Raw genomic sequence first — 24938 nt, 5'->3', positions numbered from 1 at the left:
CTATGATGGCGACCGTGAGTTCACCTGGACGACGCCGGATCGACGAGATCGGCGACGAGAGTCGTCGGCGCATCCTCGACGCGGCGGAGCAACTGTTCGCCGAGCGCGGCTTCGATCGGACTTCGTTCGTGGACATCTCCGAGCGCTCCGGCATCAGCCGCGGCTCGATCCCGTGGCACTTCAAGAACAAAGACGGGCTGATCCTGGCCGTTGTCGGGCGCGCCATCGACCGGGCGATGGGTCCGGAGCACTACGAGACCGTCCCCCGTCTGGCGGAGGTCCTCGACGAGTACGCCAACTGGCTGCGCAGCGGCAACTCGGCGCTGATGTTCATGATCCTCACCGAGGCGATGAGCAGCACCGGCGCGGTCCACACCCAGTACCAGGAGTTCCTCGCCAGGCGACGCAAGGGCGTCGAGGTCTGGCTGCGCACACAGCGTCCCGAGGGGGTTGACCCGGCCTTCGCGACGGAGCGGGAGCGTGCCTTCGCCGTGGCGGTCAGCGGAGCGGTGAGCGGCATCCACCTCCAGGCACTCATCGACCCTGACGGCGTCGACCTCGACACGGCACTGCAGGCGCTGGCGAGCGTGTTCGACAAGCACGTCGCCGATGTGTGGGCGCAGCCGGCACCGGAGCAGCAGCGCAAGGCTGGCAAAAGTGGCGGCTCCCGGCGCGGCAAGTCCCGCTGACTGAGGGCGTCCGAACCTCGTCGGCGCGAAGAACCGGGCGGACTCGCCCGGCCGTACCGTCCATGGTGACTCGGCCGGCGATCGTTCGCCGCACTTCTTGGGCTCGGCTGTCGGCCTGAGCCGGCCACCTTCGCCGAAATTCCGCCAAGTAACTTGCCTCACTCTATGGTGGCTAGCATAGAGTTGGTCCAGTTGCTCGTCGAGGAAAGGTGTGCAATGGACGCTGCAGCCGTGGCGGAGCTCATCGCCGCAAACCCAGCCGAGCCCTATGTGCGGACGATGGCGCGACTCGCCGGGGAGGCCCCCGACTTCATCGCCATCAGCCATGGGGACGACGTCGTTACCCGTCGCACGCTTGAGCAGCGCTCCAACCGGCTCGCTCGCGTCTACCTCGGCGAGGGCGTGACGTTCGGCGATTACGTGGTGATCGCCCTGCCGAATGGGATCGACTTCTACGTGGCCTTCTTCGCGGCCCTCAAGGTCGGCGCGGTGCCGATACCGCTGTCGTACCGCCTCCCGATCACGGAGCGGCAGGCGATCATCGACCTCGCCAAGGCGGCGCTCCTGGTCGGCGTGGACGAGGGGGACCACCCCGGCTACGCCGCTCTGCCGTTGGGGTTCGAGCCGGACGACTCGGTGAGCGACGAGCCGTTGCCCGAGGTGATCTCCCCGGCGTGGAAGGCGCCGACATCTGGTGGTAGCACCGGGCAGCCCAAGATCATTCGTGCCGGTGCCGGTGCCGAGGCGTCGCCGGCGATCAACCAGTTCCTGTTCCGCTACACCTCCGCCGACACCCAGCTGGTGGTGGCACCGCTCTACCACAACTCGTCGCTGACGATGTCGGTCGGCGGCCTTCTCCTGGGCCAGCACATCGTGGTGATGGACAAGTTCGACGCCGAGGAGACGCTGCGGCTGATCGAGCAGCACCGGATCACGTGGCTGATGCTCGTGCCGACGATGATGCACCGGATGTACCGGGTCATCGAGTCCAGCGGGGCCCGCGACCTCTCCTCCATCCGGATCCTCTGGCACGGCGCCTCCAAGTGCCCCGAGTGGCTCAAGGAGAAGTGGATCGAGATGCTCGGGCTGGAGAAGGTTCTGGAGCTCTACGGCGGCACCGAGTCGATCGCCATGACGGTCATCACCGGCGAGGAGTGGCTGCGGCACCGAGGCTCGGTGGGGCGGCCGATCGTCGGCGACATGAAGGTGCTCGACGCCAACGGCGCGGAGGCACCGGCCGGTGAGATCGGCGAGATCTACATGAAGGGCAGCGAGGGCATGGGGCTCTCGTACGAGTACGTCGGCGCGGAGGCGAAGTCGCTCAACGGCTGGGAGACGCTCGGCGATCTCGGCTGGAAGGACGAGGACGGCTACCTCTACATCAGTGACCGGCGCGTCGACATGATCGTCTCGGGAGGCGCCAACGTCTACCCCGCCGAGGTCGAGAACGCCATCAGCCAGCACCCCAAGGTGCTCTCGGCCGTCGTCGTCGGATTGCCCGACGACGACCTGGTCCAGCGCGTCCATGCCCTCGTGCAGGCCGAGCCGGGCACGACGGCCCAGGAGATCCTCGACTTCCTGGCCGACCGGCTGGTGCGCTACAAGATCCCGCGCTCCGTCGAGTTCATCGACCAGCCGCTGCGCGACGACTCCGGCAAGGTCCGCCGCAGCAAGATGCGTGACGAAGCCATCGAAAGGATGAAGAGCAATGCCTGAGACCGCCCCCCAGACCGGCTTCGAGAGGATCCGCTACGACGTTCCCGCCGAGCACGTCGCCCGGATCACGCTGGCGCGCCCGGAGATGCGCAACGCGCAGGACTACCAGATGCTCCACGAACTGGACACCGCTTTCCAGCGGGCCACGACTGACGACGAGATCAAGGTGATCGTCCTGGCGGCGGATGGACCGCACTTCTCCTCGGGTCACGACCTGACCAACAGCGCGAGCGGCGCCGACTTCGAGCCGCACTGCATGACCGGTGGCTACCTCCAGCCCGGCCAGGCCGGCGGGATGGCCAACGAGGAGGAGTTCTACCTCGGGATGTGCTGGCGCTGGCGCAATGTTCCGAAGCCGACGATCGCCCAGGTGCAGGGCAAGGTGATCGCGGGCGGCCTGATGCTGGTCTGGCCGATGGACATCATCATCGCCAGTGAGGACGCCTCGTTCTCCGACCCCACGGTTGCGTTCGCCGTCAACGGCCACGAGTATCACACCCACACGTGGGAGCTCGGGGCGCGCAAGGCCAAGGAGATGCTCTTCCGCAGCAGTTCCCTGACCGCCGAGGAGTGTCGCCAGCTCGGCATGGTCAACCACGTGGTGGCGCGGGCCGATCTGGAAACGTTCACTCTGGAGATGGCATCGGAGATCGCCCGGCGCCCGGCATTCGGGCTCAAGCTGGCGAAGCTGTCGGTCAACGGTGCCCTGGAGGCGCAGGGCCAGTACAACGCCCTGCGTCATGCCTTCGCCCTGCACCAGGCCGGCCACGCCAACGCGCGCGCAGTTTTCAACGGAATCCCGGTCGATCCCACGGGCATCGACGTCATCCGCCAACTCTCCAAGTCCTAGCAACCAGTGCCCCGGGTAGGAGTCCACATGCGCAAGACCATCCTGGCGGTCGCGGCCACGGCAGCGAGCCTGGTGCTGGTCGCCGGCTGCGGCGAGAGCGGCGAGGACGTGAGCGCCGGCCAACCGCCGTCGGCCACGGGCTCGCCCTCGACACCGGCGACGAGCGGCGAGAAGACGGCCGGCGCAGGGGTGGCCACCTTCGAGACCAAGCTGACGCCCAACGCGGACATCGCACCGGGCACGGTGCTGACCGCGACCGCCACCGGCGCCACGCCCTCGACCGCGTACTACTGCGTGGTCGCGACGTACTCCACCAAGCAGGCCGGTGTCTCGGCGCCGCTGAAGTCCTCGTTGACGAAGGTGGAATCCGGCGCTGACGGGAGCCTGGCCTGCAAGGTGACCTACGAGCCGTTCCAGGCGGTGGACACCAAGGGCGTCGTGCGGCATTGCCCGACGACGGCCGCGGACCGCGAGGACGGGTTCCTGTGCGGCGTCGCGCTGGCCGACGCGGCCACCACTGGCGCGCTCTCGGCCTCCCTCGCGAGCTTCACGCCCGCGCAGTAGTGCTCGAACCGACGCGGGGCGGTACGGCCCTGGCCCGTACCGCCCCGCCTGCTTCGGCAGGCCCCGGCCCTCAGACGACGCCGGACGCCGCCGCGGGGAACGCGTCGAGCAAGGCTTCCGCCCGCATCTTCACGTACGGCTCGATCTCGCTGTCGGTGAGGATCCAGGTCGCCTTCGACTCCATCCCGTCGAGCACCATTTCACCGACGACGTCGATCGAGAGCCCCGAGCTGATGTAGTCCTCGGTGCTCTTGCGGGCGTCGGTTCGCTGGCCGAGGCCCGCCGCGGAGCCGAGGGCGTCGGTGTTGTGCAGGATGTTGGTGGCCACCGCAGCGGGGCACAGCACGCTTACGTCGATGCCGTACTTGGCGGCCGCGTGCTTCAGTGACTCCGACATCCCGACGACCGCGTACTTCGAGGTCGTGTAGAGGACGTTCGGCCCGGCGACGAGGCCGGCGCCCGAGGCCGTGTTGACGACGTACCCGCCCTTGCCGCGCTCGATCATCCGTGGCATGAACGTCTGGACGCCATTGATCACTCCGTGCACGTTGACCCCCATGACCAGGTCCCATTGCTCGTACCGCATCCGGCGCAGTGACGAGTACGGCGCGATGCCGGCGTTGTTGAACAGCAGGTCGACCGGGCCGAGACTCGACTCGGCCTCGTCGGCGACCGCGGCGAACGCCTCGCGGTCGCGCACGTCGAGCCGGTAGGTCTCGACGCCGGTCAGCGCGGAGAGCTCTCCCTTGCTGGAGGCCAGCGCGGCCTCGTCGATGTCGGCCAATGCCAGACGTACACCACGCTTGGCCAGCGCTCGCGCGATCCCGAGGCCGATTCCCTGGCCGCCGCCGGTGATGAAGGCGACCGATCCCTTCCATTCCCTCACAAGACTGCCCTGCCTTCTGGTCATCACTTCTCTATGTCGGATGGTTGACCCTATGATACCTAGCACAGACGCTTGCCGGCTTCATGTCACACAGCGGGAGAGGGAGATCCGAAGGCCTGGCAAGCATCGAGCGGGACGGCGATCGCGCCGGCCGGGGCGACGCCGCCTGCCTCGGCAGCTCGGACGCCGTGAAGGTCGCCGCCGGACGCTGATTGGCCGGTCCCACGCACAGAGTCTGCTACCAGCGTGCCGCCTGACCACGCGTCATGACCCCAGTACACCGTGGAGGGACACCGATGACCGATGAAGATCGCGCCACGACCAGTGATCCGCGATTGCTCGCCTCCGTCGTGCTGGACCGGGACTCGACCCGCGACCACCACGGATCCGACGACGATGGCCTGCGTGCCGCCGAAGCGGCCCTCAAGAGCGCAGCCGAGCCGGAGGCGACCTTCAAGGACGTCATGAGCGCCGGCGGCCGGATGACGCTCGGGTTGCTCTTCGGCCTGGCCGTGATCGACAGCGTGGACAACGCGATGTTCACGGTCTTCGCGCCCGACATCCGCGAGTCGCTGCGGATCAGCTCCTCGGCGGTGGCCGTGGTCGGTGCGCTGGCCGGCGTGATGGTCTCCCTCGGGGCGCTGCCGCTGGGCTCGCTGGGCGATCGCTTCCGTCGCACCTTCATCGCCGGCCTGTGCACGCTCGGCTGGGCGGTGGCCGCCGCCGGCCTCGGACTCGTCCAGGCGCTGTGGCAGCTGGTCATCGTGCGCATCATCGCCGGCCTCGGCAAGGCGAACGAGGGGCCGATCCAGGGCTCGCTCCTCGTCGACACCTACCCGCCGGCCGGGCGGGGCCGGGTCTTCGCCGTCCATCGCAGTGCTCTGCCGCTCGGCATCGTGCTCGGCCCGGTGCTCGCCGGCGCGGTCGCCGTGGCCGTGCCGGGCGACCGGGACGCCTGGCGGTGGGCCTTCGCCGTCCTGGCCGTGCCGGGCGTCATCCTGGCGCTGGGGGTGCTCCGTCTGCCCGAGCCCACGCGGGGACGCTTCGAGCAGGAGGCACTCCTCGGCGGCGAACTGCCGCCCGACCCCGACGCGCTCCCCGTCACGCTCGCAGCCGCGTTCGCGCGGCTGAAGAAGATCCGCACGTTCTACTTCGTGATGGCCGCACTCGGCGCGTTCGGCCTCTGCGTCACCACCGTCCCCATCTACCTCAGCCTCATTCTCGAGGATCACTTCGGCCAGGGTGTCGAGGCGCGCGGCATGATCGGCGCCGTCACCGCGCTCGGGGGCCTCATCGGCGCCGCCCTGGGCGGTGTGTACAGCGACCGCCTCTTCCGCCGCAGCCCCGAAGCATGCCTGTACATGGGTAGCGGCGCCCTCGCCGCCCTCGGCGTCGGGTTCGGCGTCCAGGCATACGCGCCCAACGTCACGATCTACGTCGTCGTCGGCCTGATCACCTCAGCGATCCTCTTCTTCGGCCTCGTCCCCCTGACCCTCGTCGTCGCGTCGGTCACTCCCACGGAGTTCCGCGCAACGGCCTTCGCCCTCGTCGGGCTCTACCTGGCCCTGGTCGGCGGTCTCGGTGGCGCCCTGGTGACCGGTCTGGCCGAGGAGTCGTGGGGTGCGCGGGCCGCGATCGCCGTGGTCGCGCCCGCGGCCTCCGTCCTCGCCGGGGTCATCCTCGCCAGCAGCGCCGGACACCTGCGTGGTGACATCGCGCGCGCCGCTGCCGACCTCCTCGAGGAGCGCACCGAGCGGCTGCGCCTTGCCCGGGGCGACGAGATGCCGTTGCTCCAGGTCAGCCACCTCGACTTCTCCTACGGCCCGGTCCAGGTCCTCTTCGACGTCTCGCTCGAGGTCCGCCAAGGGGAGACCCTCGCGCTGCTCGGCACCAACGGCGCCGGCAAGTCGAGCCTGCTGCGGGTAATCTCCGGCCTCGAGTACGCCGACCGCGGCGCGGTGCGCATCTCCGGCCGCACCGTCACCTACGCCGACCCGGCGACCCGGGTGAAGCTCGGCATCGTCCAGGTGCCCGGTGGCCGGTCGGTTTACCCGAACCTGAGCGTCTCGGACAATCTGCTCATCGGCGGGTACACGCTGCTCGGCGACTCCCGCAACCTCGAGCAGCGCGCCCACGACGTACTCGAGCGGTTCCCGCTCCTGCGGCAGCGGCTCGACCAGCCGGCGGGCACGCTCTCCGGTGGCGAGCAGCAGATGCTCGGCCTGGCCACCGCGATGCTGCTGCGACCGGAGATCCTGCTCATCGACGAGCTCTCCCTCGGCCTCTCGCCGGTCATGGTGCAGGAGGTGCTCGCGATCGTCGATGGGTTGAAGGCCGAGGGTCTGACGATGGTCATCGTCGAGCAGTCGGTGAAGATCGCCCTCTCGATCGCCGACCGAGCCGTCTTCATGGAGAAGGGGCAGGTCCGCTTCGAGGGCCCGGCCCACGAGCTTGCGCACCGCGACGACCTGGTGCGCGCGGTCTTCCTCGGAAAGGGCGCAGGTGCCTGAGATGGACATCCCCGCTACGACGTGGTCGATCACGTCCGACATGCTGGTCTTCGGACTCCTCACCGGCCTGGCCTACGCGATCCTCGCCGCCGGCATCGTGCTGGTCTACCGCGCCACCAAGGTGATCAACCTCGCGCACGGTGAGATCGGCGCCTTCGGTGCGGTGCTGCTGGCCAAGATGGTGCTGGACTGGCACTGGAACTTCTGGCTGGCGCTGGCGGCCACCCTGGTGTGTGGCGCCGCGATCGGCGCCGTCGTCGAGATGGGCGTCATCCGCCGGCTTGCGAAGGCGCCGCGCCTGATCCTGCTCGTGGCCACGCTGGGCGTCGGCCAGCTGGTCTTCCTCGGACGCGTCCTGCTCCCCGAGATGGAGAACTACGGCTCCTTCCCCTCGCCGTTGGACCGCGAGGCCAACGTCGGCGGAGTGGTCCTGAGTTCCCCGCACTTCATGATGCTGGCCTTCGTGCCGGCGGTGATCGTCGGGCTGACTGTCTTCCTGACCAGGACGCCGTTCGGCCTCGCGGTCCGTGCCTCGGCCGACAACCCCGACCGGGCCAAGCTCGCCGGTGTCCCGGTGATGCGCGTCTCGACGACCGTGTGGGCGATCTCCGGTGCGCTGGCGGTGCTGACCGTGGCGCTGCTCAACCCGATGACCGGCGCGGTCGTCGGCCTCCCGACCGCCTCGGTCGGTCCCGGTCTGCTCGTCCACGCGCTCGCCGCGGCGCTGGTCGGCGGTCTGACGTCGATGCCGCGGGCCATGATGGGCGGCCTCGCGGTGGGACTGATCGAGACGGTGATGGTGTCCAACGGGGCGCCGACCGGTTCGCCCGAGCTGGTCCTGTTCCTCGCGATCCTGGTCCTGACCCTCCTGCGCCGCCCCGGCATGGGCGGTGGCACCGACGGCCTCGGCATCACCGTGAAGACCCCGCCGATCCCGAGCGCGATGCGCAACGTGTGGTGGGTACGTCGCTCCGGTCTCATCGGTGCCGTCGTCGCGGTGGCTGTCGCGGCTCTCCTCCCGCTGGTCTTCACGACATCGGCGGACCAGTACATGTTCACCAGGGTCCTGATCTTCGCGTTGGTCGGGCTCTCGGTGACCGTCCTCGCCGGTTGGGCGGGCCAGCTGACCCTGGGGCAGTTCGGCTTCGTCGGGATCGGCGCGCTCGTGGCCACGCAGCTTGCCTCGAACGGTGTCCCGTTCCTCGCCGCGGTCGCGCAGGGTGCGGTCGCCGGTGGCCTCGCCGCCTTCGTCGTCGGGCTCCCCGCCCTGCGCGTCGAGGGCCCGTTCCTCGCCGTGACGACGCTCGCGTTCGCGGTGGCGTGCCAGTCCTGGCTCTACGGGCAGGGAATCTTCGGCGCGGGGCCGACCTATACCTTCCCCGCTCAGCGGCTGTTCGGGCTCGACCTCTCCTCCGAGCGCACGTTCTACCTGCTCACGCTGGCGATCGTCGTCGTCTGTGCCGCAGCGGTCGTTCGCCTGCGACGCACCGGCGCCGGCATCTCGATGATCGCGGTGCGGGACAACGACCGGGCGGCCTCGAGCTTCGCCGTCGCCCCGGTCGGGGCGAAGCTCTCGGCCTTCGTCTTCGCCGGCGCGCTGGCCGGCCTGGCCGGTGGCCTCTACGCCGCGGCGGCCGGCCAGTACGGCCTCGCCTCCGCTACGTCGCCGGCGATCTTCGGTCCCGAGCAGTCGACCTTGATCATCTCGATGGTCGTCATCGGCGGGCTGGGCCGAGTCTCCGGCTCCATCCTGGGCGCGATCTATCTGATCGGCCTGCCGGCCGTGCTGGGTGACTCGTTCTCGGTGAGCCTGGCCACCTCCGGCATCGGCGTGCTGGTGCTGATCCTCTTCCTGCCCGGGGGACTCACCCAGCTTGGGCTGACCGCCCGTTCGGCGATCCTCAGCCACCTCGCCCGCGGGCGTGCCGCGGTCCCGGACCCGGTGCGGCCACCGATCGAGACCTTGCCGCGCCCCGAGCCGGTCCTCGTCACCGACCCGGCCGCGCCGGCGATCGCGGTCACCGGTGTGAACGTGAGCTTCGGCGGCCGCGTCGCGCTCAAGGACGCCTCCCTGACCGTCGCACGGGGCGAGGTCGTCGGCGTGATCGGGGCCAACGGCGCCGGCAAGTCGACCCTGATGAACGTGATCAGTGGCTTCGTACGACCGCAGTCGGGCCGGATCGAGATCGGCGGCGTCGACGTCACGTCATTCGCCCCGCACCAGCGTGCGGCCCTCGGGATGGGCCGCGTCTTCCAGGACGCGCGCCTCTTCGGCGACCTGACCGTGCACGAGACCGTTCGGGTGGCATTGGAGGCCCGCGATCGCTCGGAGTTCGTCCCGTCGCTCCTCGCACTGCCCGGAGGGCGGGCGCGTGAGCGGAGGAAGAACGCGGACGCCGACAGCTACATCGACTTCCTCGGGCTCGGCCGCTACGCGCACTCGCTCACCTCCGAGCTCTCCACCGGCACGCGCCGCATCGTCGAGATGTGCTGCCTGCTCGCCCAAGGGGCCGACGTGCTGATGCTCGACGAGCCGACCGGCGGTGTGGCCCAGAAGGAGTCCGAGGCGTTCGGCCCGCTGATCAAGAGCATCCAGCGCGAACTGTCGGCCACCGTGGTCATCATCGAGCACGACATGCCGCTGACCATGTCGATCTCCGACCGGATGTACTGCTATTCGGCCGGCCAGCTGATCGCCGAGGGCGCCCCGGAGGTCGTCCGCGACAATCCCGATGTCGTCGCCGCCTACCTCGGCACCGACCGGCGCGCGATCGAGCGCAGTGACAGCCTCATCATCGCGGGGGGATCGGCATGACCGACCGCGATCGCACCCACCGGCCCCGTCCCGTGCTGGGCCTGTCCGCCGGCCAGTGGCAGACGATCCTCCTCGCCCTGATCCTCGCCGCGGCCCTCCTCGCCGCCACACTGCCCCCCGTCCTCGACGCACACGACGGCGCCCGGCAGCGCAGCGATGCTGCCGCCGGCCCGAACCCCGCCGAACTGCGCACTCTCTGCCCCGAGGGAGACCGATGAACCCCCCACCGCACACCGAGCACTTCCGCGTGGTGGCACCCGCTCGCGCCTACGGCGTGCTCGTCGCCCTGTCCGGCCTGCTCCTCGCCGTCGGCCTGGCGATCCCGCTCGGCCTGGCGTCCTCGGCGCCGTCCACAGCCGGTGCGGGCCGGTCCGGCAGCGGTCCCATCGAGGTCGACGGCGGCAACGTCGGCGCCAGGCCGGGTGGTCTGACCGGCACCTCGACGGCCGGCCAAATCACCGACGTGGCCCAGGGCGTCACCGACACCACGATCAAGGTCGGCGTCATGATGCTCGACCTCTCCGCGGCCGAGCCACTGGGCCTCGGCCTGCCGAACTTCAGCGTCGACCTCCAGCGGGCGGCCTACCAGTCGCTGTTCGACAAGATCAACGCTGGAGGCGGCATCAAGGGGCGCACGATCGAGCCCGTCTACACCAGCTGGGATCCCCTCACCACGACGGGGGAGCACTCGGACAAGGCGATCTGCATCCATCTCGCCAAGGATGAGAAGGTCTTCGCCATCCTCGGCACCAACGACGCCAGCCGCTGCACGGGGGCCCAGTACCAGCTGCCCGTCGTCGCCAAGAATCCCTCCCTCGAGCATGTCTACCGGGACTCGCACGGCCTCCTGGTCAGTCTCGACCCCGCACTCGAGCGGACCGGCCGCAACTGGGCGTCGATCCTGCTGAAGGCCGGACAGGTGGAGGGTCGCACGCTGGGTGCGGTCGCCGTCGCCGACGGCGCCGCCAGCCAGCTGCCGGTCAAGGCCGCGGCCGACAGGCTCGCCGAGCTCGGCCACCCGCTGGCCGTCCTGGGAGAGCTCGACCCGGCCAACAGCATCGCGCAGGTCCCCGCGCTCATCCAGAAGATGAAGTCGGCCGGCGTCGACTCGGTCATGCTCGGCACCGACTTCGCCAGCGCACTGCGCTTCATCGCCCTCGCCGAGTCCCAGCACTTCTACCCGCGGTACCTCACCAGCGACATCGGGGCGCTCGCCTCCAACGGCGTCCTGGCCAACGCCGGGAACAGCTTCGACGGTGCGGTCGGGTTCACGGCCAGTGCCTGGCCGGCCAAGGGGGAACTGGAGACACCCGAGAACACCGCCTGCATCAAGCAGTACAACGAGGCCACCGACGCCCCCGACGTCCCGCTCGGCGAGGAGAACGCCGTGGCGATCATCTGCGCGGTCGTGGCGGTCTTCGCCAACGCGGCCGCGGCCGCCGGGCACGACCTGAACCCCCGGACCTTCGTCCAGGCCGTCGAAGGCCTCGGCACGATCGACGGACTGCCCGCAGTGCTGCCGGGCTCGTACGGACCGGGGAAGACCGACTACGCCGACCGGCTCCAGCCAGTCCGTTGGTCGAGCGGGACGAAGCGCTACTCCATCGACGGCGCGCCCATCTCAGTGAACTGATCAGCCCGCGTGTCGCACGCGCACCGAGCCGGATGCGCGATTCCGACGATCCAAACAGGAGGGATTCCGTCGCCATGAGCACCACGACGCCGGAGTGGTTCAGTGTCGCACTCGGGAGCCGTCCCGACGAGGGCGCGACCGACGTGGACGGCACCGGACACCACATCATGCTCGACCAGCCGCTCGCGCTGGCCACCGCACTGCGCACACTCCTGGCCGACTGGGATCACTCCCAGCCCAGCGCCGGCCCGGTCGCCGTCGGAGCCCGCCCGCAAGGCAGCGTCGGATGAGCGGCGCCGTACCGTGGAGCGCCGGGTACGCCCGGCGCTCCTTCCAACACGGCGGCGGGACGGTCAGCTGGCTGGAGCTGACCGATCCGGCGCGTCCCTCGGCCCTCCCCGTCGTGCTGGTCCACGGGATGCAGGGGACCGCGCTCGAGCACTGCGGCGTAGGTCGCCGCCTCGGCGGTCCGGCCTACCTGCTGGACCTGCGCGCCCACGGCCGGTCCTCGCCCGCTGCGTCGAACCCGGACGCCGGCTCCGTGGCCGATCAGGTCGCGATCGTGACGGCCTTCATCCGCCAGGTCGTCGGCCGCCCGGTGGTACTCGTCGGCAACTCCTTCGGGGCGATGATCTGTGCCCTCGCGACGCGCTCGGCACCGGACGACGTGCTTGGGCTGGCGCTCATCGGACCGGCGGTGCGGCCCTCGCGCCTGCCCATCGACCCGGTCCGCTACCTGCAATGGCTGATCCAGAAGGCACCGCTGGCCCGGGCGGCCTTCGACCGTGACGTCCAGGCGGGCAAGCGCCCCGAAGACCTGGATGCCCTCGTCGCCAGCGCGACACCCTACCTCGACCTGATCCCGCAGGCATACCTCCAGGAGTTGCGCGCCGAACCGGAGCCCGCCTGGTCGGTCCACGACCCGGACGGCCGGGCCGCACTGTGGCGCAGCCGTAACGACGCCCTGGTGCACCTGAGCCGCCCGCGCCGATGGCTCGGCCTGCTCGGCGAGCTGACCCCGCCCGCGCTGTGGCTGCACGGGCTCGACGACCCGCTCATGCCCGCCGCCACGGCCGAGACCGTCCGCCGCCTCCTGCGGCGGTGGGAGGTGGTCACGCTCGGTGCCACTGGGCACATCCCGCACCTGGAGCGGGTCGAGGAGACCGCCACGAGCATCCAGGAGTGGCTGGGCTCGGCCATCTAGTCGACCGGCGCCGCGCTCCATCCGATGAGCACATCATCGAGGGACGACGTCCGCCCGGGGCCGCGGGCGCCGTGACGCTGCCCGACAGCTGGGGTGCGGCACCCGCGAGCACGTCTGACGAGCAGCATCGAACCGCCGTGTCCACGGAGGCGACCTCGTGACCGGGACACTGCCGGTGCCCGCCGTGGGCGACGCGGGTCCGCGCAAGCTCGTGGGACCCTTGACATCCTCCCCACGCCCGATGGCGGGGGATTCCCGTGCGCCGTTCGGGTGGTTGCGCTTCGTAGACCGCCCGGCGGCGAGGTCTCCACGCCCGGTGACTGCCAGTCCGGCGGCCAGACCTACTTGTCAGGTGTGTGCGGGGTGTGCTCGGAGTGCTGCTTGCGGAGTTCGCGCTTGAGGATCTTGCCCGCGCCCGAGATCGGCAGCGCGTCGACGAGGGCGAGACTGCGGGGAAGCTTGTATCCGGCGATCATCGGCCGGCAGAAGTCCCGGATCTCATCGAGCGTCACGGTCGCGTTCTCGCGGGGGACGACGACCGCGTGCACGTGCTCGCCCCACCGCTCGTCGGGCAGGCCGACGACGGCGACCTGGGCGACGGCTGGGTGCTTCGCGACGGCGTTCTCGACCTCGACGGAGTACACGTTCTCTCCGCCGGTGATGATCATGTCCTTGATGCGGTCCACGAGGAAGACGTAGCCGTGCTCGTTCATGTAGCCCGCGTCGCCCGTGTGCATCCAACCGTTGCGGAGGGCGGCCTCGGTCTCCTTCGGCTTGTTCCAGTAGCCCGTCATGACGTGGTCGCCGCGGACGACGATCTCGCCGACCTCGCCACGCGGAAGCTCGTTGTCGTAGGGGTCGACGATGCGCAACTCCGACTGGGCGGCGGGACGTCCGCACGAGCGGGCGAGGGACGGGTCCTGATGGTCCTCGGCGGTGAGCAGGGTGGCGATCGGGGCGAGCTCGGTCATGCCGTACGCCTGCGTGAATACGGCGTTCGAGATGGTGGCGCGGGCCTTCGCGAGCACGGTCTCGGAGATCGGAGAGGCGCCGTACAGGACGTGTCGGACGCTGGACAGATCGGCGTCGGCGGCCTGGGGTGCCTCGACGAGCATCTGGATCATCGTCGGCACGAGGAGCGAGTCGGTGACCTTGTGTTTCTCGATGGCCTCGATGACGCCGGCCGGTGTGAACGACGGCACCATCACATGCGTCGAGCCGGTGAGGTTGCCGATGTTCCAGGCCGCGATGTCGGCGAGGTGGAACATCGGGGCCGCGTGCAGCAGGACGCCGCCCCGTCCGAGGACGTCGGCGGTCACGAGGCTGCCCATCGCGGAGGCCAGGCAGGCGCGGTGCGACAGCATCACGCCCTTGGGCTCCCCGGTGGTCCCACCGGTGTAGAAGACGCCGTAGAGGTCGTCGTCGCCGCGGCGCGCGTCCCGCACCGCAGCGGTGCCGGCGACCAGCCGCTCATAGTCGAGCAATTCCTGTGGTGTCTCGCCCTCGCCGCAGAAGACGACGGTGCGCAGGTTGGGCGCGCGGTCCTTCAGCTCGTCGACGAGCGGCGCGAAGGTGTCGTCGACGAAGAGGACGTCGGTGCCGCAGTCGCGCAGCGAGTAGGCGATCTCCGCGGGGCTCCAGCGCACGTTCACCGGGTTGACCACGGCGCCTGCCCACGGCACGGCGAAGAGCAGTTCGTGGTAGCGGTCGCTGTTGAGGGAGCAGATCCCGACGCGGTCGCCCTCCTCCACGCCGAGCGAGCGGAGCGCCCCGGCAAGCCGTGACACCCGGTCGATCGTCTCGCCGAAGGTTCGCGTGCGGCGCAGGTAGATCGTCGCGGTGCGACCCGGATCGCGTTGTGCCGCGTTGTGGAGCGACTGCGTGAGCTGCATTTCGATGGTCCCCTCGGGTGCCGGTCGGAACGCACGCTAGTGAATCATCATGTGCGTGAGATGCGTTACACAGTAGGTCGCACATGGCATGCAAGCAAGGCTGTGTGACAGCCTAAGTGAAGTATGATTCTTCTAGTCGAGCCACATGGAGGTGAGTCCGATGCGCCGTGCACTGGTAGCCGGAGTCGGAATGATCCCGTTCGCGACGCCCAGCAAGGGCCAGCCGTATGACGTGATGGCTCCGGCCGCTGTGCGTGCCGCGCTGGCCGATGCGGGAATCACGCTCGATCGGGTGCAGCAGGGGTACGCCGGCTATGTGTACGGCGACTCGACGAGCGGTCAGCGAGCGCTGTATCAGGTCGGCGCCACGGGCATCCCGATCTTCAACGTCAACAACAACTGCTCGACCGGATCCTCGGCGCTCTACCTCGCCCGGCAGGCGGTGGCCAGCGGCGTCGCCGACTGTGTGCTCGCGTTCGGGTTCGAGCAGATGGAGCGGGGTGCGCTGCAGATCAGGTGGCCGGACCGCCCGAACCCCCTCGGGGACTTCATGGAGATCGCGGAGGCCAGGAACGGCGCCAGCGCGGCGCCGTTTGCCGCACAGCTCTTCGGCGCGGCCGGTGCGGAGTACGCCGAAAAGTGGGGGACCCGGCCGGAGACGTTCGCGCGGATCTCGGTCAAGGCCCGCGCGCACGCCGCGAACAACCCGTTCGCCGTCTTCCGTGATGCCGTCACGGTCGACGAGGTGCTGGCGTCCCCCCGGATCTTCGGCCCGCTCACGCGGCTGCAGTGCTGTCCGCCCACGTGCGGCGCCGCTGCCGCGGTCATCGTCAGCGAGGAGTTCGCCGCCGCCCACGGGCTGCGGGCGGATGTCGCAATCGTCGCCCAGGCAATGACGACCGACAACGCGAGCACGTTCGACGGCGATCTCGGTCGCCTCGTGGGGTACGACATGACGCAACGCGCCGCCGACGAAGTCTACGAGGCCGGCGGCGTCGACCCGACCGACATCAGAGTCGTCGAGCTGCACGACTGTTTCACCGCCAACGAGTTGCTGAGCTATGAGGCGCTGCGGCTGACGCCCGAAGGGACCGCCGAGAAGTTCATCCTCGACGGCGACAACACCTACGGCGGTCGCGTCGTCACCAACCCGTCCGGCGGCCTGCTCTCCAAAGGGCACCCGCTCGGCGCGACCGGACTGGCTCAGTGCGCCGAGCTCACCTGGCAGCTGCGGGGCGAGGCCGGGCCTCGTCAGGTCGACGGGGTCACGCTCGCCCTCCAGCACAACATCGGCCTCGGCGGGGCCGCGGTCGTGACCCTGTACGAAAAGGTCGGCGCATGATCGACCGCGACCGAGCCCTGTCGCTGCCGTTCGCCCCGCTGACCTTCGAGGTCGAGCGGGGCCGACTGCGCGCGTTCGCACGTTCGACAGGCGAGACCAACCCGATCTACCGGGATGTCGACGCCGCTCGTGCCGCAGGACACCCCGACCTTCCCGCCCCTCCCACCTTCTTCTTCACCATGGGCCTGGAGCGGGACGAGCCGCTCGGCTACCTCGGCGAACTCGGCATCGACCTGCGGTTCGTGCTGCACGGCGAGCAGGCCTTCGATTACCGGCAGGTGGCGTACGCCGGCGACACGCTCGTCCTGCAGGACAGGATCACCGACGTCTACGACAAGCGGGGCGGTGCGATGGAGTTCATCGTCAAAGAGACCGCGTTCCATCGCGCGGGCACGCTGGTGGCCACCGCGAAGTCCGTCCTCGTGGTCCGGGACCCCGAGGCGGCCGCATGACCGGGATTAACTGGCGAGTCCTCGAGGTGGGCACCGAACTGCCGCCGCTCGCGGTGGCACCGATCGCTCGGTCCACCCTCGCGCTCTTCGCCGGCGCCAGCGGCGACACCAACCCGATCCACATCGACCTCGACGTCGCCAGATCCGCGGGGTTCGACGACGTGTTCGCGCACGGCATGCTGTCGATGGCCTATCTCGGCCGGCTGCTGACCGGCTGGGTTCCCCAGGAGCGGATCCTGAGCTTCGGCGCGCGGTTCGCCGCCATCACACCGGTCCACGCCCAGCCGACGTGCACCGGTGTCGTGTCTGCCGTCGGCGACGGCGTTGCGAGCGTCGATCTGAAGGTCGCGCTCGCCGACGGCACCGTCACGCTGGTCGGCCACGCCGACATCCGCATCGGCTGATGCTCTCATCCCACCATCGAGTTCCCGGTCGACACGAAAAGGACGCCCATGGGCACGCTCAACAAGAAGGTCGCGATCGTCTCCGGATCCGGTCGCGGTATCGGACGGGAGATCGCGATCAAGCTCGCCTCGCAGGGTGCGGCGATCGTGGTGAACGACATCGACGAAGCACCGGCGAAGGAGACGGTTGCCGACATCGAGGCCGCCGGCGGTAGGGCGGTCGCGGTCGTCGGCAGCGTCACCGAGGACGGCTTCGCCGAGCGGTTCGTCCACACCGCGGTCGACGCCTTCGGCGGTCTCGACATCATCGTCAACAACGCAGGCTACACCTGGGACTCGGTCATCCAGAAGATGACCGACGAGCAGTGGACCGCGATGATCGACGTACACCTCACGGCACCGTTCCGGATCCTGCGTGCGGCCCAGCCCGTCATCTCGGCGGCGGTAAAGGCCGGCGTGGCAGCCGGGGAGCCGGTGCCCTGCCGCAAGGTCGTCAACGTCTCGTCGATCGCCGGACTGGGCGGCAACGCCGGACAGGTCAACTACGCCGCCGCGAAGGCGGGCGTCACCGGTATGACCAAGACGCTCGCCAAGGAGTGGGGTCGCTACAACGTCACCGTCAACACGGTGGCGTTCGGCGTGATCACGACGCGCCTCACCGCGGCGGCCAGCGACGACGGCACGATCGACGTCGCCGGGCGGAAGCTCAAGGTCGGCGTGAGCCGGCAGCTCCTCGACGCGATGGAGACCCAGATCCCGCTCGGGCGGGCCGGCACCCCGCAGGAGGCGGCCGGGGCGGTCTACCTGCTCACGCTGCCGGAGTCCGACTACATCTCCGGGGAGACGCTCGTCTGCGGCGGCGGCTTCCACATCTGAGGCAGGCGTCCATGGACCGCACGATCTTCGAGTCCGAGCACGACGCGTACCGCGCGAGCGTGCGCACGTTCCTGCAGAAGGAGGTCGTGCCTCACTACGACGACTGGGACCGCGACGGCATCGTGCCGCGTGAGCTCTTCACCCAGGTCGCCGAGCTGGGTGCGTTCGCCGCCGTGCCCGAGGAGTACGGCGGCGCCGGCATCTCCGACTTCCGCTACAACGCGGTGCTCCTCGAGGAAGCCGCGGCCCTCGGCGTCGGCCCGGCGCTCCTCGGTCCGACGCTCCAGGCGGACGTCTGCATGCCGTATCTGCTCGACCTGACCACCGAGGAGCAGCAGCGGCGCTGGCTGCCGGGCGTTGCGACGGGGGAGACGATCGTGGCCATCGCCATGACCGAGCCGGGCACGGGCTCCGATCTCGCCGGGATCCGCACTCGTGCCGTACGCGACGGGGACGACTACGTTGTCAACGGCGCCAAGACGTTCATCACCAACGGGATCAACGCGGACATCGTGATCACAGCGGTCCGCACCGGCGATCACCCGCACCGCGGCATCAGCCTGGTCCTCGTCGAGACCGGCTCGCCCGGCTTCACACGGGGCCGGAACCTCGACAAGCTCGGCCAGCACGCGCAGGACACGGCCGAGCTGTTCTTCACCGACGTCCGCGTGCCGGCGGCGAACATCCTGGGAGAGGAAGGTGCCGGCTTCGCCGGTCTGACCAACAACCTCCCGCAGGAGCGGCTGTCGCTGGCCGTCTCCGCCGTCGCCTCGGCCCGGGCTGCGCTCGACTGGACCGTCGCGTACGTCCGCGAGCGCCGAGCCTTCGGCCAGGCGATCGGTGAGTTCCAGGCCACCCGGTTCCGGCTCGCCGAGCTCGTGACCGAGGTGGACATTACGCAGGCGTACGTCGACAGGGCGATCCTTGAGCTCAACGCCGGCCACCTCGGTGCCGTTGACGCGGCGAAGGCGAAGCTGTGGGCCACCGAGCTGCAGGGCCGCGTCGTCGACGCCTGCCTCCAGATGCACGGCGGGTACGGGTACATGCGCGAGTACCCGATCGGACGCGCCTTCGCCGACGCTCGCGTGACCCGCATCTACGGTGGCACCAGTGAGATCATGAAGGAGATCATCGGCCGGTCACTGAAGCTCGGCTGACGCGCAGTGAGGGGGGCAGATGCCTGAGGTAGGTCGCCCGGTCCGGGGGACGCGGCCGACGAACCGGCGCGCGCTCATCCTCGATGCCGCGATGGCGCTCTTCGCCGAGCGAGGCTACGAGAATGTCGCCATGGGCGACATCGCCGAGGTGGTCGCCGTCGGACCGTCGGCGCTCTACCGGCACTTCCCCGGCAAGGCGGAGCTGCTCGTGGCTGCCATCGGTGAGGTCGCCGCCGAGCTCATCCGGCTCACCGAGGGCGCGGAGTCGCTCCGGTCGGTGCTGGTCGACCTGGCCGCGTACTCGGTTGAACACCGCTCCGCCGTGCTGTGGCAACGCGAGTCCAGGCAGCTGTCGGCCCAGTTGTGGGCGCCCGTCCGCGACCACCTTCGCGCCGTGCGGGACCACGTCGCGGGCGCCGTGATCCGTGAGCGCCCCGGGTTGGCGCTGGACCAGGGACGGGCGCTCGCCGTGGCCACGCTGGGAGCCCTCTTCAGCCCGTCCTTCCATCACACCTCGATGGCGAGCCCAGGCTTCGAGGAGCGGCTGGTGGAGGTCGCGTACCGCGTGGCGGTGGTGGACGTGCCAGCCGCACCGGCGCCGGTCGCCCGCCGGACCGGTCTCACCCCCGCGAGCCGGCGTGAGCATGTGCTCGCTGCGGCGATGCGTCTCTTCGCCGAGCGCACCTACGCCAGCGTCGGGATGGAGGAGATCGCGCAGGCGGCCGGCATGGCTACGTCGAGCGTCTATCTCCACTTCACCGGCAAGGCCGAGATCCTCTGGGTCGCCCTGCAGCGCGGCACCGGCTACCTCCAGCTCACCTCCAACGAGGTGTTGGCGACGGCGCCCGACGAGCGCAGTGCGCTCGACGGGCTCGTCACGATCTACGCACAGTTCGCGATGCGCCATCCGGAGCTCGTCGATGCTCTGATCACCGAGGTCAGGAGCCTGGGCGCGGAGGCGACCGCGGCCTTGACCATGGCCCAGCGCGAGTACGTCGCCGAGTGGGTCCATCTCTACCGACGCCTGCATCCGGGCGCGGGCGTCCCGGCCGCGACCATCACGGTGCAGGCCGCACTGATGGTGGTCAACGACCTCGCTCGGACGCCGGCCTTCCGATCTCGGTCCGATGCTGCCGACGTGGCCGCCGCCCTCAGCCGAGCAGCCCTCGGGTTGTCCTGACGCCAGCGCGCGGCGCGGGCCTCGACGGCCGTGGCTGAACGCGCGCAGGAACGACCCCAGCATCGCATCCGGCTTGCCGATCGCCGGGCGGGCTGTCGAACAGCGAGATCGCCGATCGGCTGGGCGGCGTTGTCGTCGCCGGGCGGCCGGCGGTGCGCAATAGTGATCGGATGAGTTTCGGCAGTCTGGCGGTGGTGTGCGCGGTCGCGCTGCTGGGGCCGCTGCTGGCCTTGCCGCGGCGTTGGTACCTGCCGGTCGTGCTCGGGGAGCTCGTCGCCGGGGCGGCGGTCGGGCGGACCGGCGCGGGCATCGTCGACGCCCGGGACGGCACGTTCGCGTTCCTGGCGAACATCGGCTTCGCGCTGGTGATGTTCGTGGCCGGGACGCATGTGCCGGTGCGTGACCTGCGCCTGCGTGGCGCGCTGCGGATCGGCCTCACGCGCGTGGCGGGCGTCGCGGCGCTCGCGTGCATTCCCGCGGTACTCCTCGCGAACATCTTCTTCCACACCGGGCATGCGGTGCTCTACGTGGTGCTGATGGCGTCGTCGTCGGCCGCGCTGATCCTGCCGATCGTCGATGGCCTCGGCCTGGCGGGCGACGCGGTGCTGCAGTTGCTGCCGCAGGTCGCGATCGCCGACGCCGTGTGCATCGTGGCCCTGCCGCTCGCGATCGACCCGCGGCACGCCGGCCGGGCGGCACTCGGCGCCGGTCTGGTCCTCGCGGCGACCGCGGTGCTGTACGTGCTGCTGCGGTGGCTTGAGGCGTCGGGCCTGCGCAGCCGGGTCCACCGGGTGTCCGAGCGGCGCAAGTTCGCCATCGAGATGCGCGTCAACCTCGTCATCCTGTTTGCGCTCGCGGCGCTTGCGCAGGCGACACACGTCTCGATCCTGCTCGCCGGCTTCTGCTTCGGGCTGGCGGTCGCGGCGGTCGGCGAACCGCGGCGGCTGGCGCGGCAGCTGTTCGCGCTGACCGAAGGGTTCCTGGGCCCGCTGTTCTTCGTCTGGCTGGGCGCGACGCTCGACGTGCGGGCGCTCGCCGCGGATCTCCGGTCGGCGGTACTCGCCGTGGCGCTCGGCCTGGGTTCGGTCCTGGTCCACCTGGCGATGCGGCTGACCGGCCAGCCGTTCGCCTACGGCGGCCTGGCCGCGGCGCAGCTCGGCGTTCCCGTCGCCGCGGCGACGCTGGGCACACAGCTCGGGCTGCTGCGTCCGGCCGAGGCCGCCGCCCTGATCCTCGCCGCGATACTCACGATCGCCGTGGCCGTGTGGTCCGCCGCGGCCGCGTCGCGTGCGGCAGCCTCGACGCCCTAGCACAACTGCCCGGCCGCTGACCCCCGCCACGAGGCGGCGCCACACGCTCACAGCGCAGGTCAACGCCGCCGAGGCCGGTCACCGTTCGGCCGGTCGGTCGCTGCTGCGCGCCCTGACGGCGCCCAACACCTCCGGGAGGTACCCATCATGGCCAAGAAGCACCGCACCACCACGACGTCAGCGTCGGCGCCGACCGTCAAGGTCATGATCGTCTGTGTGCCGGACGGGCTCGAGCGACACAGGTCGGCGTCCCGGGCCGGTGTCAGTCCCAGACGATGTTGGAGCAGTAGCGGTCGGCCTTGGCGCGGTACATGGCCAGGTCGGCGCGGCGCAGAAGTTCGGCGATCGTGGCTGGGCCGTCGTTGGTGGTCGCCACGCCGATCGAGGCGGTGACCCGCAGCTCGCGGCCGTCGATGGCCATCGGCTCGGCGATCGCCGCGGCGATGGCGCCGATCCGGGAGGACCAGTCGGAGCCGTGACCGGGCAGCGAGGACTCGGTCAGGATGGCGGCGAACTCGTCGCCACTCAAGCGCACGGCCAGATCATCGCCAAGGCAGCGGGATAGCCGCCGGGCGACCGTGCACAGGACGTCGTCGCCGACCGAATGGCCGTACTGATCATTGATTGGTTTGAAGCCGTTGAGGTCCAGGACCATGACCGCGCACCGACCGGCACTGCTCAGGATGGACGGGCCGGCGTTGACGAGCAGGCGGCGGTTGGCCAGCCCGGTGAGGTCGTCATGGTTGATGTCCCACCAGAGCGCGGCCCGTTCCGACTGCAGGGAGGCCACCTGGGCCCGCAGTGCTACCAGTTCCGCTTCCGCCTGAGTGTGGTCGGGTTCCGGCGCGGCAGCGGCAAGGTTTGTAGGGCTGAGGATATCCACTGGTGTCCCCCCTTACCGCAGCGGTGGTAGCTCCGAACGACACGGAAGGGTCCCGACGACCGGTGCCGGATCACGCCCATCATGGCGCCGGATCTTCCGTTGTGCAAGATTTCACGGCGGAAGACTTCTGGGTGACATCTTGGCACCGAGGCTTGATCAATTACACTCAGTACGTAAAAATTTCACGACGAAAGAAGAAGCGGCGATTGTTCGGTGATAAATCTGCCCAATTGTCCGTTTTGTGACCACTGGGCGCTGATTCGCGTTACTGCCCGTTACGAACGGGTCTCCGACCCGGAGACGCGTCACTGAGAGGAGAATCAGCACAATGCATAGCGACGACAGCGACTGGATCATGTCGAGCAGGTCGACGGGGAATGGTGGCAGCTGTGTCGAGGCGCGCCGCCGCGCGGGTCAGATCGAGGTGCGCAACAGCAAACGGCCCGAGGAGAGCACCGTGCTGTTCACCATCGAAGAGTGGGACTCTTTCCTCGATGGCGCGAAGAAGGGCGAGTTCGACCAGCTACTCGGCTGAGCCGGCTGGGCCTCGGCCAGCCCAGCCGGGCCTGAAAACGTCAGACTCGGACGGGTCAGACCTTGCAGCCGACCCCGACCCAGATGCCGCCCAGCCCAGGGGGTGTCGTGTCGGCGACCTCGGCACCGGCCTGCCACTGCTGCGCCCACACCACGCCGGGATCGACCAGTTCGAGGCCGGCGAACAGTTGCTCGACCTGCTCGCGGGTGCGGACCGTGCCGGGCGTCGACGTCCGGCGCTGGTAGATATTCTCGGTGATGGTGCTCTGGTCGATGAGCGAGAAGCTCTCGGTGGCCGTGTGCGACAAGACAACGAAGCTGCCCTTCGGCAGCGCCGCGACAAACTCCGCGACGACCCCGTCGGCGGCCTCGTGGTCGGGAATGAAGTGCAGCACGGCGGCCAGCACCAAGCCGATCGGCTCGCTGAAGTCGAGGGTCCGGCGCAGCTCGGGATGGCCCAGCACAGCGCGCGGGTCCTGCACATCGCCGCGCACCGCGACCGCGTGCTCATCGCCGTCGAGGATGTCCATGCTCTCGGCCACCGCGTCCGGGTCGATGTCGACGTAGACAACCCGTGCGTCCCGGTGCGAGCGGCGCGCGATGGCGTGCACGTTGTCAACGGTCGGGATGCCGGAGCCGAGATCGAGGAACTGGCGGACGCCGGCACTCGCCACGTGCTGCACCGCGTTGACCACGAACGCCCGGTTGGCCCGGGCCGCGTCACGGATGAACGGGAACTGTGCGATGACCGCCTCGGCGGCTCTGCGGTCGGCGTCGAAATTGTGGATGCCGCCGAGGTAGTAGTCGTACATCCGCGCGGCCGTGGCCGCCTTGCGGGCGGTCCGGGAGCTGTTGTCGTTCATGCCGGTCATCGCCGCCCGTTCGGTAGCTGTGTCGTCATCGATAGTCCGCGACTGGGATGGCGGCCTCGCAGATCAGGGCGAAAATCCGCCGGTACTCGTCCACTTCAGCGGCCTCCTCGAGATACAGAGCGCCGAGGTGCGATTCGAGGTAGACCACGTCGGGGTCCTCGGGATCTTCGAAATCCATGATGCGGAACGCGCCCGCCATCGCCGCATGCGCCCCCGCCGACCACGGCAGCACCAGCACGTCGATGTTCTCCTGCTTGGACACCTCGTGCAACTTCTCGATCTGCCCGGCCAGCACGCCGGGGCCGCCGACCTGACGACAGAGCACTCCTTCGCCGAGCACTGTCACCAAGCGGGGGCGGGGGTTACGGGCTGCGAGCGCGGCTTGGCGCTGCATCCGCAGCTTCACATGCCGGTCGGCGGCCTCGGCCTCCACCGCCTGTTCGGCGCCGTAGACGGCCCGCGCGTACTGCTCAGTCTGTAACTCCCCAGGCACGACCTCGCCCTCGTACGTACAGACGCGCTGCGCGCTCGCCTCGAGCCCGACGTAGAGCTTGAACCAGTCAGGGATTATCGGATTCGCGTCCCACCACTCCTCCTGGGAGGTGCCCAGGGCAAGGTCGGACAACGCCTCGGTGATGCTCTCGTCAACGCCATAGAGCCAGCACAATGCGCGGACATTGGCAACCGTCACCGGCACCTTGCCCGTCTCGATACGGTGCAGTGTCGGTTCGGAGATGCCAAGCTTCGCCTCGGCCACCTCGCGCCGGCTCTTCCCGGTCGCCACCCGCAACCGCGTCAGCCTCCGCCCGAGTGCGCGCCGCACAACCCGCTGACCGGTGACCGGCATGCTCCCACCTCCGCCGCACGCACGCTACGAAATCATCCGGATGCTGCGGGCAACACCATACCCCCGAGAGAACCGCCCCGCGCAACACCTCCGGAACTTGGGCCGGCCAGCCCGCCAACCGCACGTTGACGACAGGCACGACGCGCGGCGAGGAACCGGATCGCGCGACCCGCATGGCCTACCCGGCGCTGGCCGGCGGCGTCTCGGCCGGCGGCGCGCAGGTCTGGCAGCTTTCTCCGCGTCGTTGTCCCGTCCCCCCACCGGCAGCCGCGGCAGTCGCGGTCCACGCCGGTCTTGACGGCCGGGCGACGCGTTGACCAAG

The 24938-nt window shown here is 69.7% G+C and carries 23 protein-coding genes; 18 read left to right on the top strand and 5 right to left on the bottom strand.

All coding sequences use genetic code 11. The features are described from left to right. Positions 1–14: 14 nt before the first annotated feature. The 4 genes from ACQPY0_RS33855 to ACQPY0_RS33840 all read left to right on the top strand — a co-directional run bounded on the left by ACQPY0_RS33855 (position 15) and on the right by ACQPY0_RS33840 (position 3819). Entirely contained in the window at positions 15–689 is a 675-nt protein-coding gene (locus ACQPY0_RS33855) for a TetR/AcrR family transcriptional regulator (RefSeq protein ID WP_432969759.1), read from the top strand. A gap of 216 nt (positions 690–905) precedes the next feature. Then, on the top strand, positions 906–2405 hold the full coding sequence (locus ACQPY0_RS33850; protein WP_432969756.1) for an AMP-binding protein: 1500 nt from the start codon (positions 906–908) through the stop codon (positions 2403–2405). After that, a complete protein-coding gene (locus ACQPY0_RS33845) occupies positions 2398–3255 on the top strand; it encodes an enoyl-CoA hydratase (protein ID WP_432969753.1) in 858 nt (285 codons plus the stop codon). Before ACQPY0_RS33850 ends, ACQPY0_RS33845 begins: the two co-directional genes overlap by 8 nt. 27 nt (positions 3256–3282) lie before the next feature. Further along, on the top strand, positions 3283–3819 hold the full coding sequence (locus ACQPY0_RS33840) for a hypothetical protein (RefSeq protein WP_432969750.1): 537 nt from the start codon (positions 3283–3285) through the stop codon (positions 3817–3819). Between the two features lie 70 nt (positions 3820–3889). Here the strand turns inward: ACQPY0_RS33840 and ACQPY0_RS33835 are convergent, their stop codons facing one another. Beyond that, entirely contained in the window at positions 3890–4705 is an 816-nt protein-coding gene (locus ACQPY0_RS33835) for an SDR family oxidoreductase (RefSeq protein ID WP_432969747.1), read from the bottom strand. Positions 4706–5001: 296 nt separating this feature from the next. Between ACQPY0_RS33835 and ACQPY0_RS33830 the strand changes: the two genes are divergently transcribed. The 6 genes from ACQPY0_RS33830 to ACQPY0_RS33805 all read left to right on the top strand — a co-directional run bounded on the left by ACQPY0_RS33830 (position 5002) and on the right by ACQPY0_RS33805 (position 12867). Further along, entirely contained in the window at positions 5002–7215 is a 2214-nt protein-coding gene (locus ACQPY0_RS33830; RefSeq protein WP_432969744.1) for an MFS transporter, read from the top strand. A gap of 1 nt (position 7216) precedes the next feature. Then, complete coding sequence (locus ACQPY0_RS33825; RefSeq protein ID WP_432969741.1) at positions 7217–10030, top strand: ABC transporter permease subunit; 2814 nt, start codon at positions 7217–7219, stop codon at positions 10028–10030. Continuing rightward, positions 10027–10248, top strand: coding sequence for a hypothetical protein (locus ACQPY0_RS33820; RefSeq protein ID WP_432969738.1), 222 nt, complete (start codon positions 10027–10029; stop codon positions 10246–10248). Before ACQPY0_RS33825 ends, ACQPY0_RS33820 begins: the two co-directional genes overlap by 4 nt. Further along, positions 10245–11663 (top strand): ABC transporter substrate-binding protein, encoded by a 1419-nt coding sequence (locus ACQPY0_RS33815; RefSeq protein ID WP_432969735.1) that lies wholly within the window; start codon positions 10245–10247, stop codon positions 11661–11663. The genes ACQPY0_RS33820 and ACQPY0_RS33815 overlap by 4 nt, the downstream gene beginning before the upstream one ends. 74 nt (positions 11664–11737) lie before the next feature. Further along, a complete protein-coding gene (locus tag ACQPY0_RS33810) occupies positions 11738–11953 on the top strand; it encodes a hypothetical protein (protein ID WP_432969732.1) in 216 nt (71 codons plus the stop codon). Beyond that, positions 11950–12867 (top strand): alpha/beta fold hydrolase, encoded by a 918-nt coding sequence (locus ACQPY0_RS33805; RefSeq protein WP_432969729.1) that lies wholly within the window; start codon positions 11950–11952, stop codon positions 12865–12867. Before ACQPY0_RS33810 ends, ACQPY0_RS33805 begins: the two co-directional genes overlap by 4 nt. A 341-nt stretch (positions 12868–13208) precedes the next feature. Here the strand turns inward: ACQPY0_RS33805 and ACQPY0_RS33800 are convergent, their stop codons facing one another. After that, positions 13209–14759 (bottom strand): long-chain-fatty-acid--CoA ligase, encoded by a 1551-nt coding sequence (locus tag ACQPY0_RS33800; protein WP_432969726.1) that lies wholly within the window; start codon positions 14757–14759, stop codon positions 13209–13211. A gap of 160 nt (positions 14760–14919) precedes the next feature. Between ACQPY0_RS33800 and ACQPY0_RS33795 the strand changes: the two genes are divergently transcribed. The 7 genes from ACQPY0_RS33795 (at position 14920) to ACQPY0_RS33765 (ending at position 21480) form a co-directional block, all read left to right on the top strand. After that, entirely contained in the window at positions 14920–16101 is a 1182-nt protein-coding gene (locus tag ACQPY0_RS33795) for a lipid-transfer protein (RefSeq protein ID WP_432969723.1), read from the top strand. Next, positions 16098–16553 (top strand): MaoC family dehydratase N-terminal domain-containing protein, encoded by a 456-nt coding sequence (locus tag ACQPY0_RS33790; protein WP_432969721.1) that lies wholly within the window; start codon positions 16098–16100, stop codon positions 16551–16553. Before ACQPY0_RS33795 ends, ACQPY0_RS33790 begins: the two co-directional genes overlap by 4 nt. Further along, complete coding sequence (locus ACQPY0_RS33785; RefSeq protein WP_432969718.1) at positions 16550–16957, top strand: MaoC/PaaZ C-terminal domain-containing protein; 408 nt, start codon at positions 16550–16552, stop codon at positions 16955–16957. The genes ACQPY0_RS33790 and ACQPY0_RS33785 overlap by 4 nt, the downstream gene beginning before the upstream one ends. Positions 16958–17005: 48 nt before the next feature. Further along, the gene (locus ACQPY0_RS33780; protein ID WP_432969715.1) at positions 17006–17833 is read left to right on the top strand and encodes an SDR family NAD(P)-dependent oxidoreductase; all 828 of its coding nucleotides are present in this window, start codon (positions 17006–17008) and stop codon (positions 17831–17833) included. 11 nt (positions 17834–17844) lie between these two features. Next, positions 17845–18990 (top strand): acyl-CoA dehydrogenase family protein, encoded by a 1146-nt coding sequence (locus tag ACQPY0_RS33775; protein ID WP_432969712.1) that lies wholly within the window; start codon positions 17845–17847, stop codon positions 18988–18990. A 19-nt stretch (positions 18991–19009) separates the two neighbouring features. Further along, on the top strand, positions 19010–20170 hold the full coding sequence (locus ACQPY0_RS33770) for a TetR/AcrR family transcriptional regulator (protein ID WP_432969709.1): 1161 nt from the start codon (positions 19010–19012) through the stop codon (positions 20168–20170). A 170-nt stretch (positions 20171–20340) separates the two neighbouring features. After that, positions 20341–21480, top strand: coding sequence for a cation:proton antiporter (locus ACQPY0_RS33765; RefSeq protein WP_432969706.1), 1140 nt, complete (start codon positions 20341–20343; stop codon positions 21478–21480). Positions 21481–21742: 262 nt separating this feature from the next. Here ACQPY0_RS33765 and ACQPY0_RS33760 read toward each other — a convergent pair whose 3' ends face one another. Then, positions 21743–22270, bottom strand: coding sequence for a GGDEF domain-containing protein (locus ACQPY0_RS33760; RefSeq protein ID WP_432969703.1), 528 nt, complete (start codon positions 22268–22270; stop codon positions 21743–21745). A gap of 421 nt (positions 22271–22691) precedes the next feature. Between ACQPY0_RS33760 and ACQPY0_RS33755 the strand changes: the two genes are divergently transcribed. Next, complete coding sequence (locus tag ACQPY0_RS33755; protein ID WP_432969700.1) at positions 22692–22898, top strand: DUF397 domain-containing protein; 207 nt, start codon at positions 22692–22694, stop codon at positions 22896–22898. Between the two features lie 55 nt (positions 22899–22953). Here ACQPY0_RS33755 and ACQPY0_RS33750 read toward each other — a convergent pair whose 3' ends face one another. Continuing rightward, positions 22954–23760, bottom strand: a complete 807-nt coding sequence (locus ACQPY0_RS33750; RefSeq protein WP_432969697.1) for an SAM-dependent methyltransferase — start codon at positions 23758–23760, stop codon at positions 22954–22956. A gap of 34 nt (positions 23761–23794) precedes the next feature. Then, positions 23795–24616: a helix-turn-helix domain-containing protein gene (locus ACQPY0_RS33745; RefSeq protein ID WP_432969694.1), complete on the bottom strand. Its 822-nt coding sequence runs from the start codon at positions 24614–24616 to the stop codon at positions 23795–23797. Positions 24617–24938 lie beyond the last annotated feature (322 nt).

Source organism: Dactylosporangium sp. CA-233914 (assembly GCF_050942935.1).
Taxonomy (GTDB): domain Bacteria; phylum Actinomycetota; class Actinomycetes; order Mycobacteriales; family Micromonosporaceae; genus Dactylosporangium.
The sequence above is the reverse complement of the archived record's forward strand: the minus strand, read 5'-3'. Positions and strand labels throughout refer to the sequence as shown.

Excerpts from the sequence above, each read along its gene's own strand:
- ACQPY0_RS33850 (WP_432969756.1), top strand. The coding sequence starts at position 906 with ATGGACGCTGCAGCCGTGGCGGAGCTCATCGCCGCAAACCCAGCCGAG.
- ACQPY0_RS33845 (WP_432969753.1), top strand. The coding sequence starts at position 2,398 with ATGCCTGAGACCGCCCCCCAGACCGGCTTCGAGAGGATCCGCTACGAC.
- ACQPY0_RS33840 (WP_432969750.1), top strand. The coding sequence starts at position 3,283 with ATGCGCAAGACCATCCTGGCGGTCGCGGCCACGGCAGCGAGCCTGGTG.
- ACQPY0_RS33830 (WP_432969744.1), top strand. The coding sequence starts at position 5,002 with ATGACCGATGAAGATCGCGCCACGACCAGTGATCCGCGATTGCTCGCC.
- ACQPY0_RS33825 (WP_432969741.1), top strand. The coding sequence starts at position 7,217 with ATGGACATCCCCGCTACGACGTGGTCGATCACGTCCGACATGCTGGTC.
- ACQPY0_RS33820 (WP_432969738.1), top strand. The coding sequence starts at position 10,027 with ATGACCGACCGCGATCGCACCCACCGGCCCCGTCCCGTGCTGGGCCTG.
- ACQPY0_RS33815 (WP_432969735.1), top strand. The coding sequence starts at position 10,245 with ATGAACCCCCCACCGCACACCGAGCACTTCCGCGTGGTGGCACCCGCT.
- ACQPY0_RS33810 (WP_432969732.1), top strand. The coding sequence starts at position 11,738 with ATGAGCACCACGACGCCGGAGTGGTTCAGTGTCGCACTCGGGAGCCGT.
- ACQPY0_RS33805 (WP_432969729.1), top strand. The coding sequence starts at position 11,950 with ATGAGCGGCGCCGTACCGTGGAGCGCCGGGTACGCCCGGCGCTCCTTC.
- ACQPY0_RS33800 (WP_432969726.1), bottom strand. The coding sequence starts at position 14,759 with ATGCAGCTCACGCAGTCGCTCCACAACGCGGCACAACGCGATCCGGGT.
- ACQPY0_RS33795 (WP_432969723.1), top strand. The coding sequence starts at position 14,920 with ATGCGCCGTGCACTGGTAGCCGGAGTCGGAATGATCCCGTTCGCGACG.
- ACQPY0_RS33790 (WP_432969721.1), top strand. The coding sequence starts at position 16,098 with ATGATCGACCGCGACCGAGCCCTGTCGCTGCCGTTCGCCCCGCTGACC.
- ACQPY0_RS33785 (WP_432969718.1), top strand. The coding sequence starts at position 16,550 with ATGACCGGGATTAACTGGCGAGTCCTCGAGGTGGGCACCGAACTGCCG.
- ACQPY0_RS33780 (WP_432969715.1), top strand. The coding sequence starts at position 17,006 with ATGGGCACGCTCAACAAGAAGGTCGCGATCGTCTCCGGATCCGGTCGC.
- ACQPY0_RS33775 (WP_432969712.1), top strand. The coding sequence starts at position 17,845 with ATGGACCGCACGATCTTCGAGTCCGAGCACGACGCGTACCGCGCGAGC.
- ACQPY0_RS33770 (WP_432969709.1), top strand. The coding sequence starts at position 19,010 with ATGCCTGAGGTAGGTCGCCCGGTCCGGGGGACGCGGCCGACGAACCGG.
- ACQPY0_RS33765 (WP_432969706.1), top strand. The coding sequence starts at position 20,341 with ATGAGTTTCGGCAGTCTGGCGGTGGTGTGCGCGGTCGCGCTGCTGGGG.
- ACQPY0_RS33755 (WP_432969700.1), top strand. The coding sequence starts at position 22,692 with ATGCATAGCGACGACAGCGACTGGATCATGTCGAGCAGGTCGACGGGG.
- ACQPY0_RS33750 (WP_432969697.1), bottom strand. The coding sequence starts at position 23,760 with ATGAACGACAACAGCTCCCGGACCGCCCGCAAGGCGGCCACGGCCGCG.
- ACQPY0_RS33745 (WP_432969694.1), bottom strand. The coding sequence starts at position 24,616 with ATGCCGGTCACCGGTCAGCGGGTTGTGCGGCGCGCACTCGGGCGGAGG.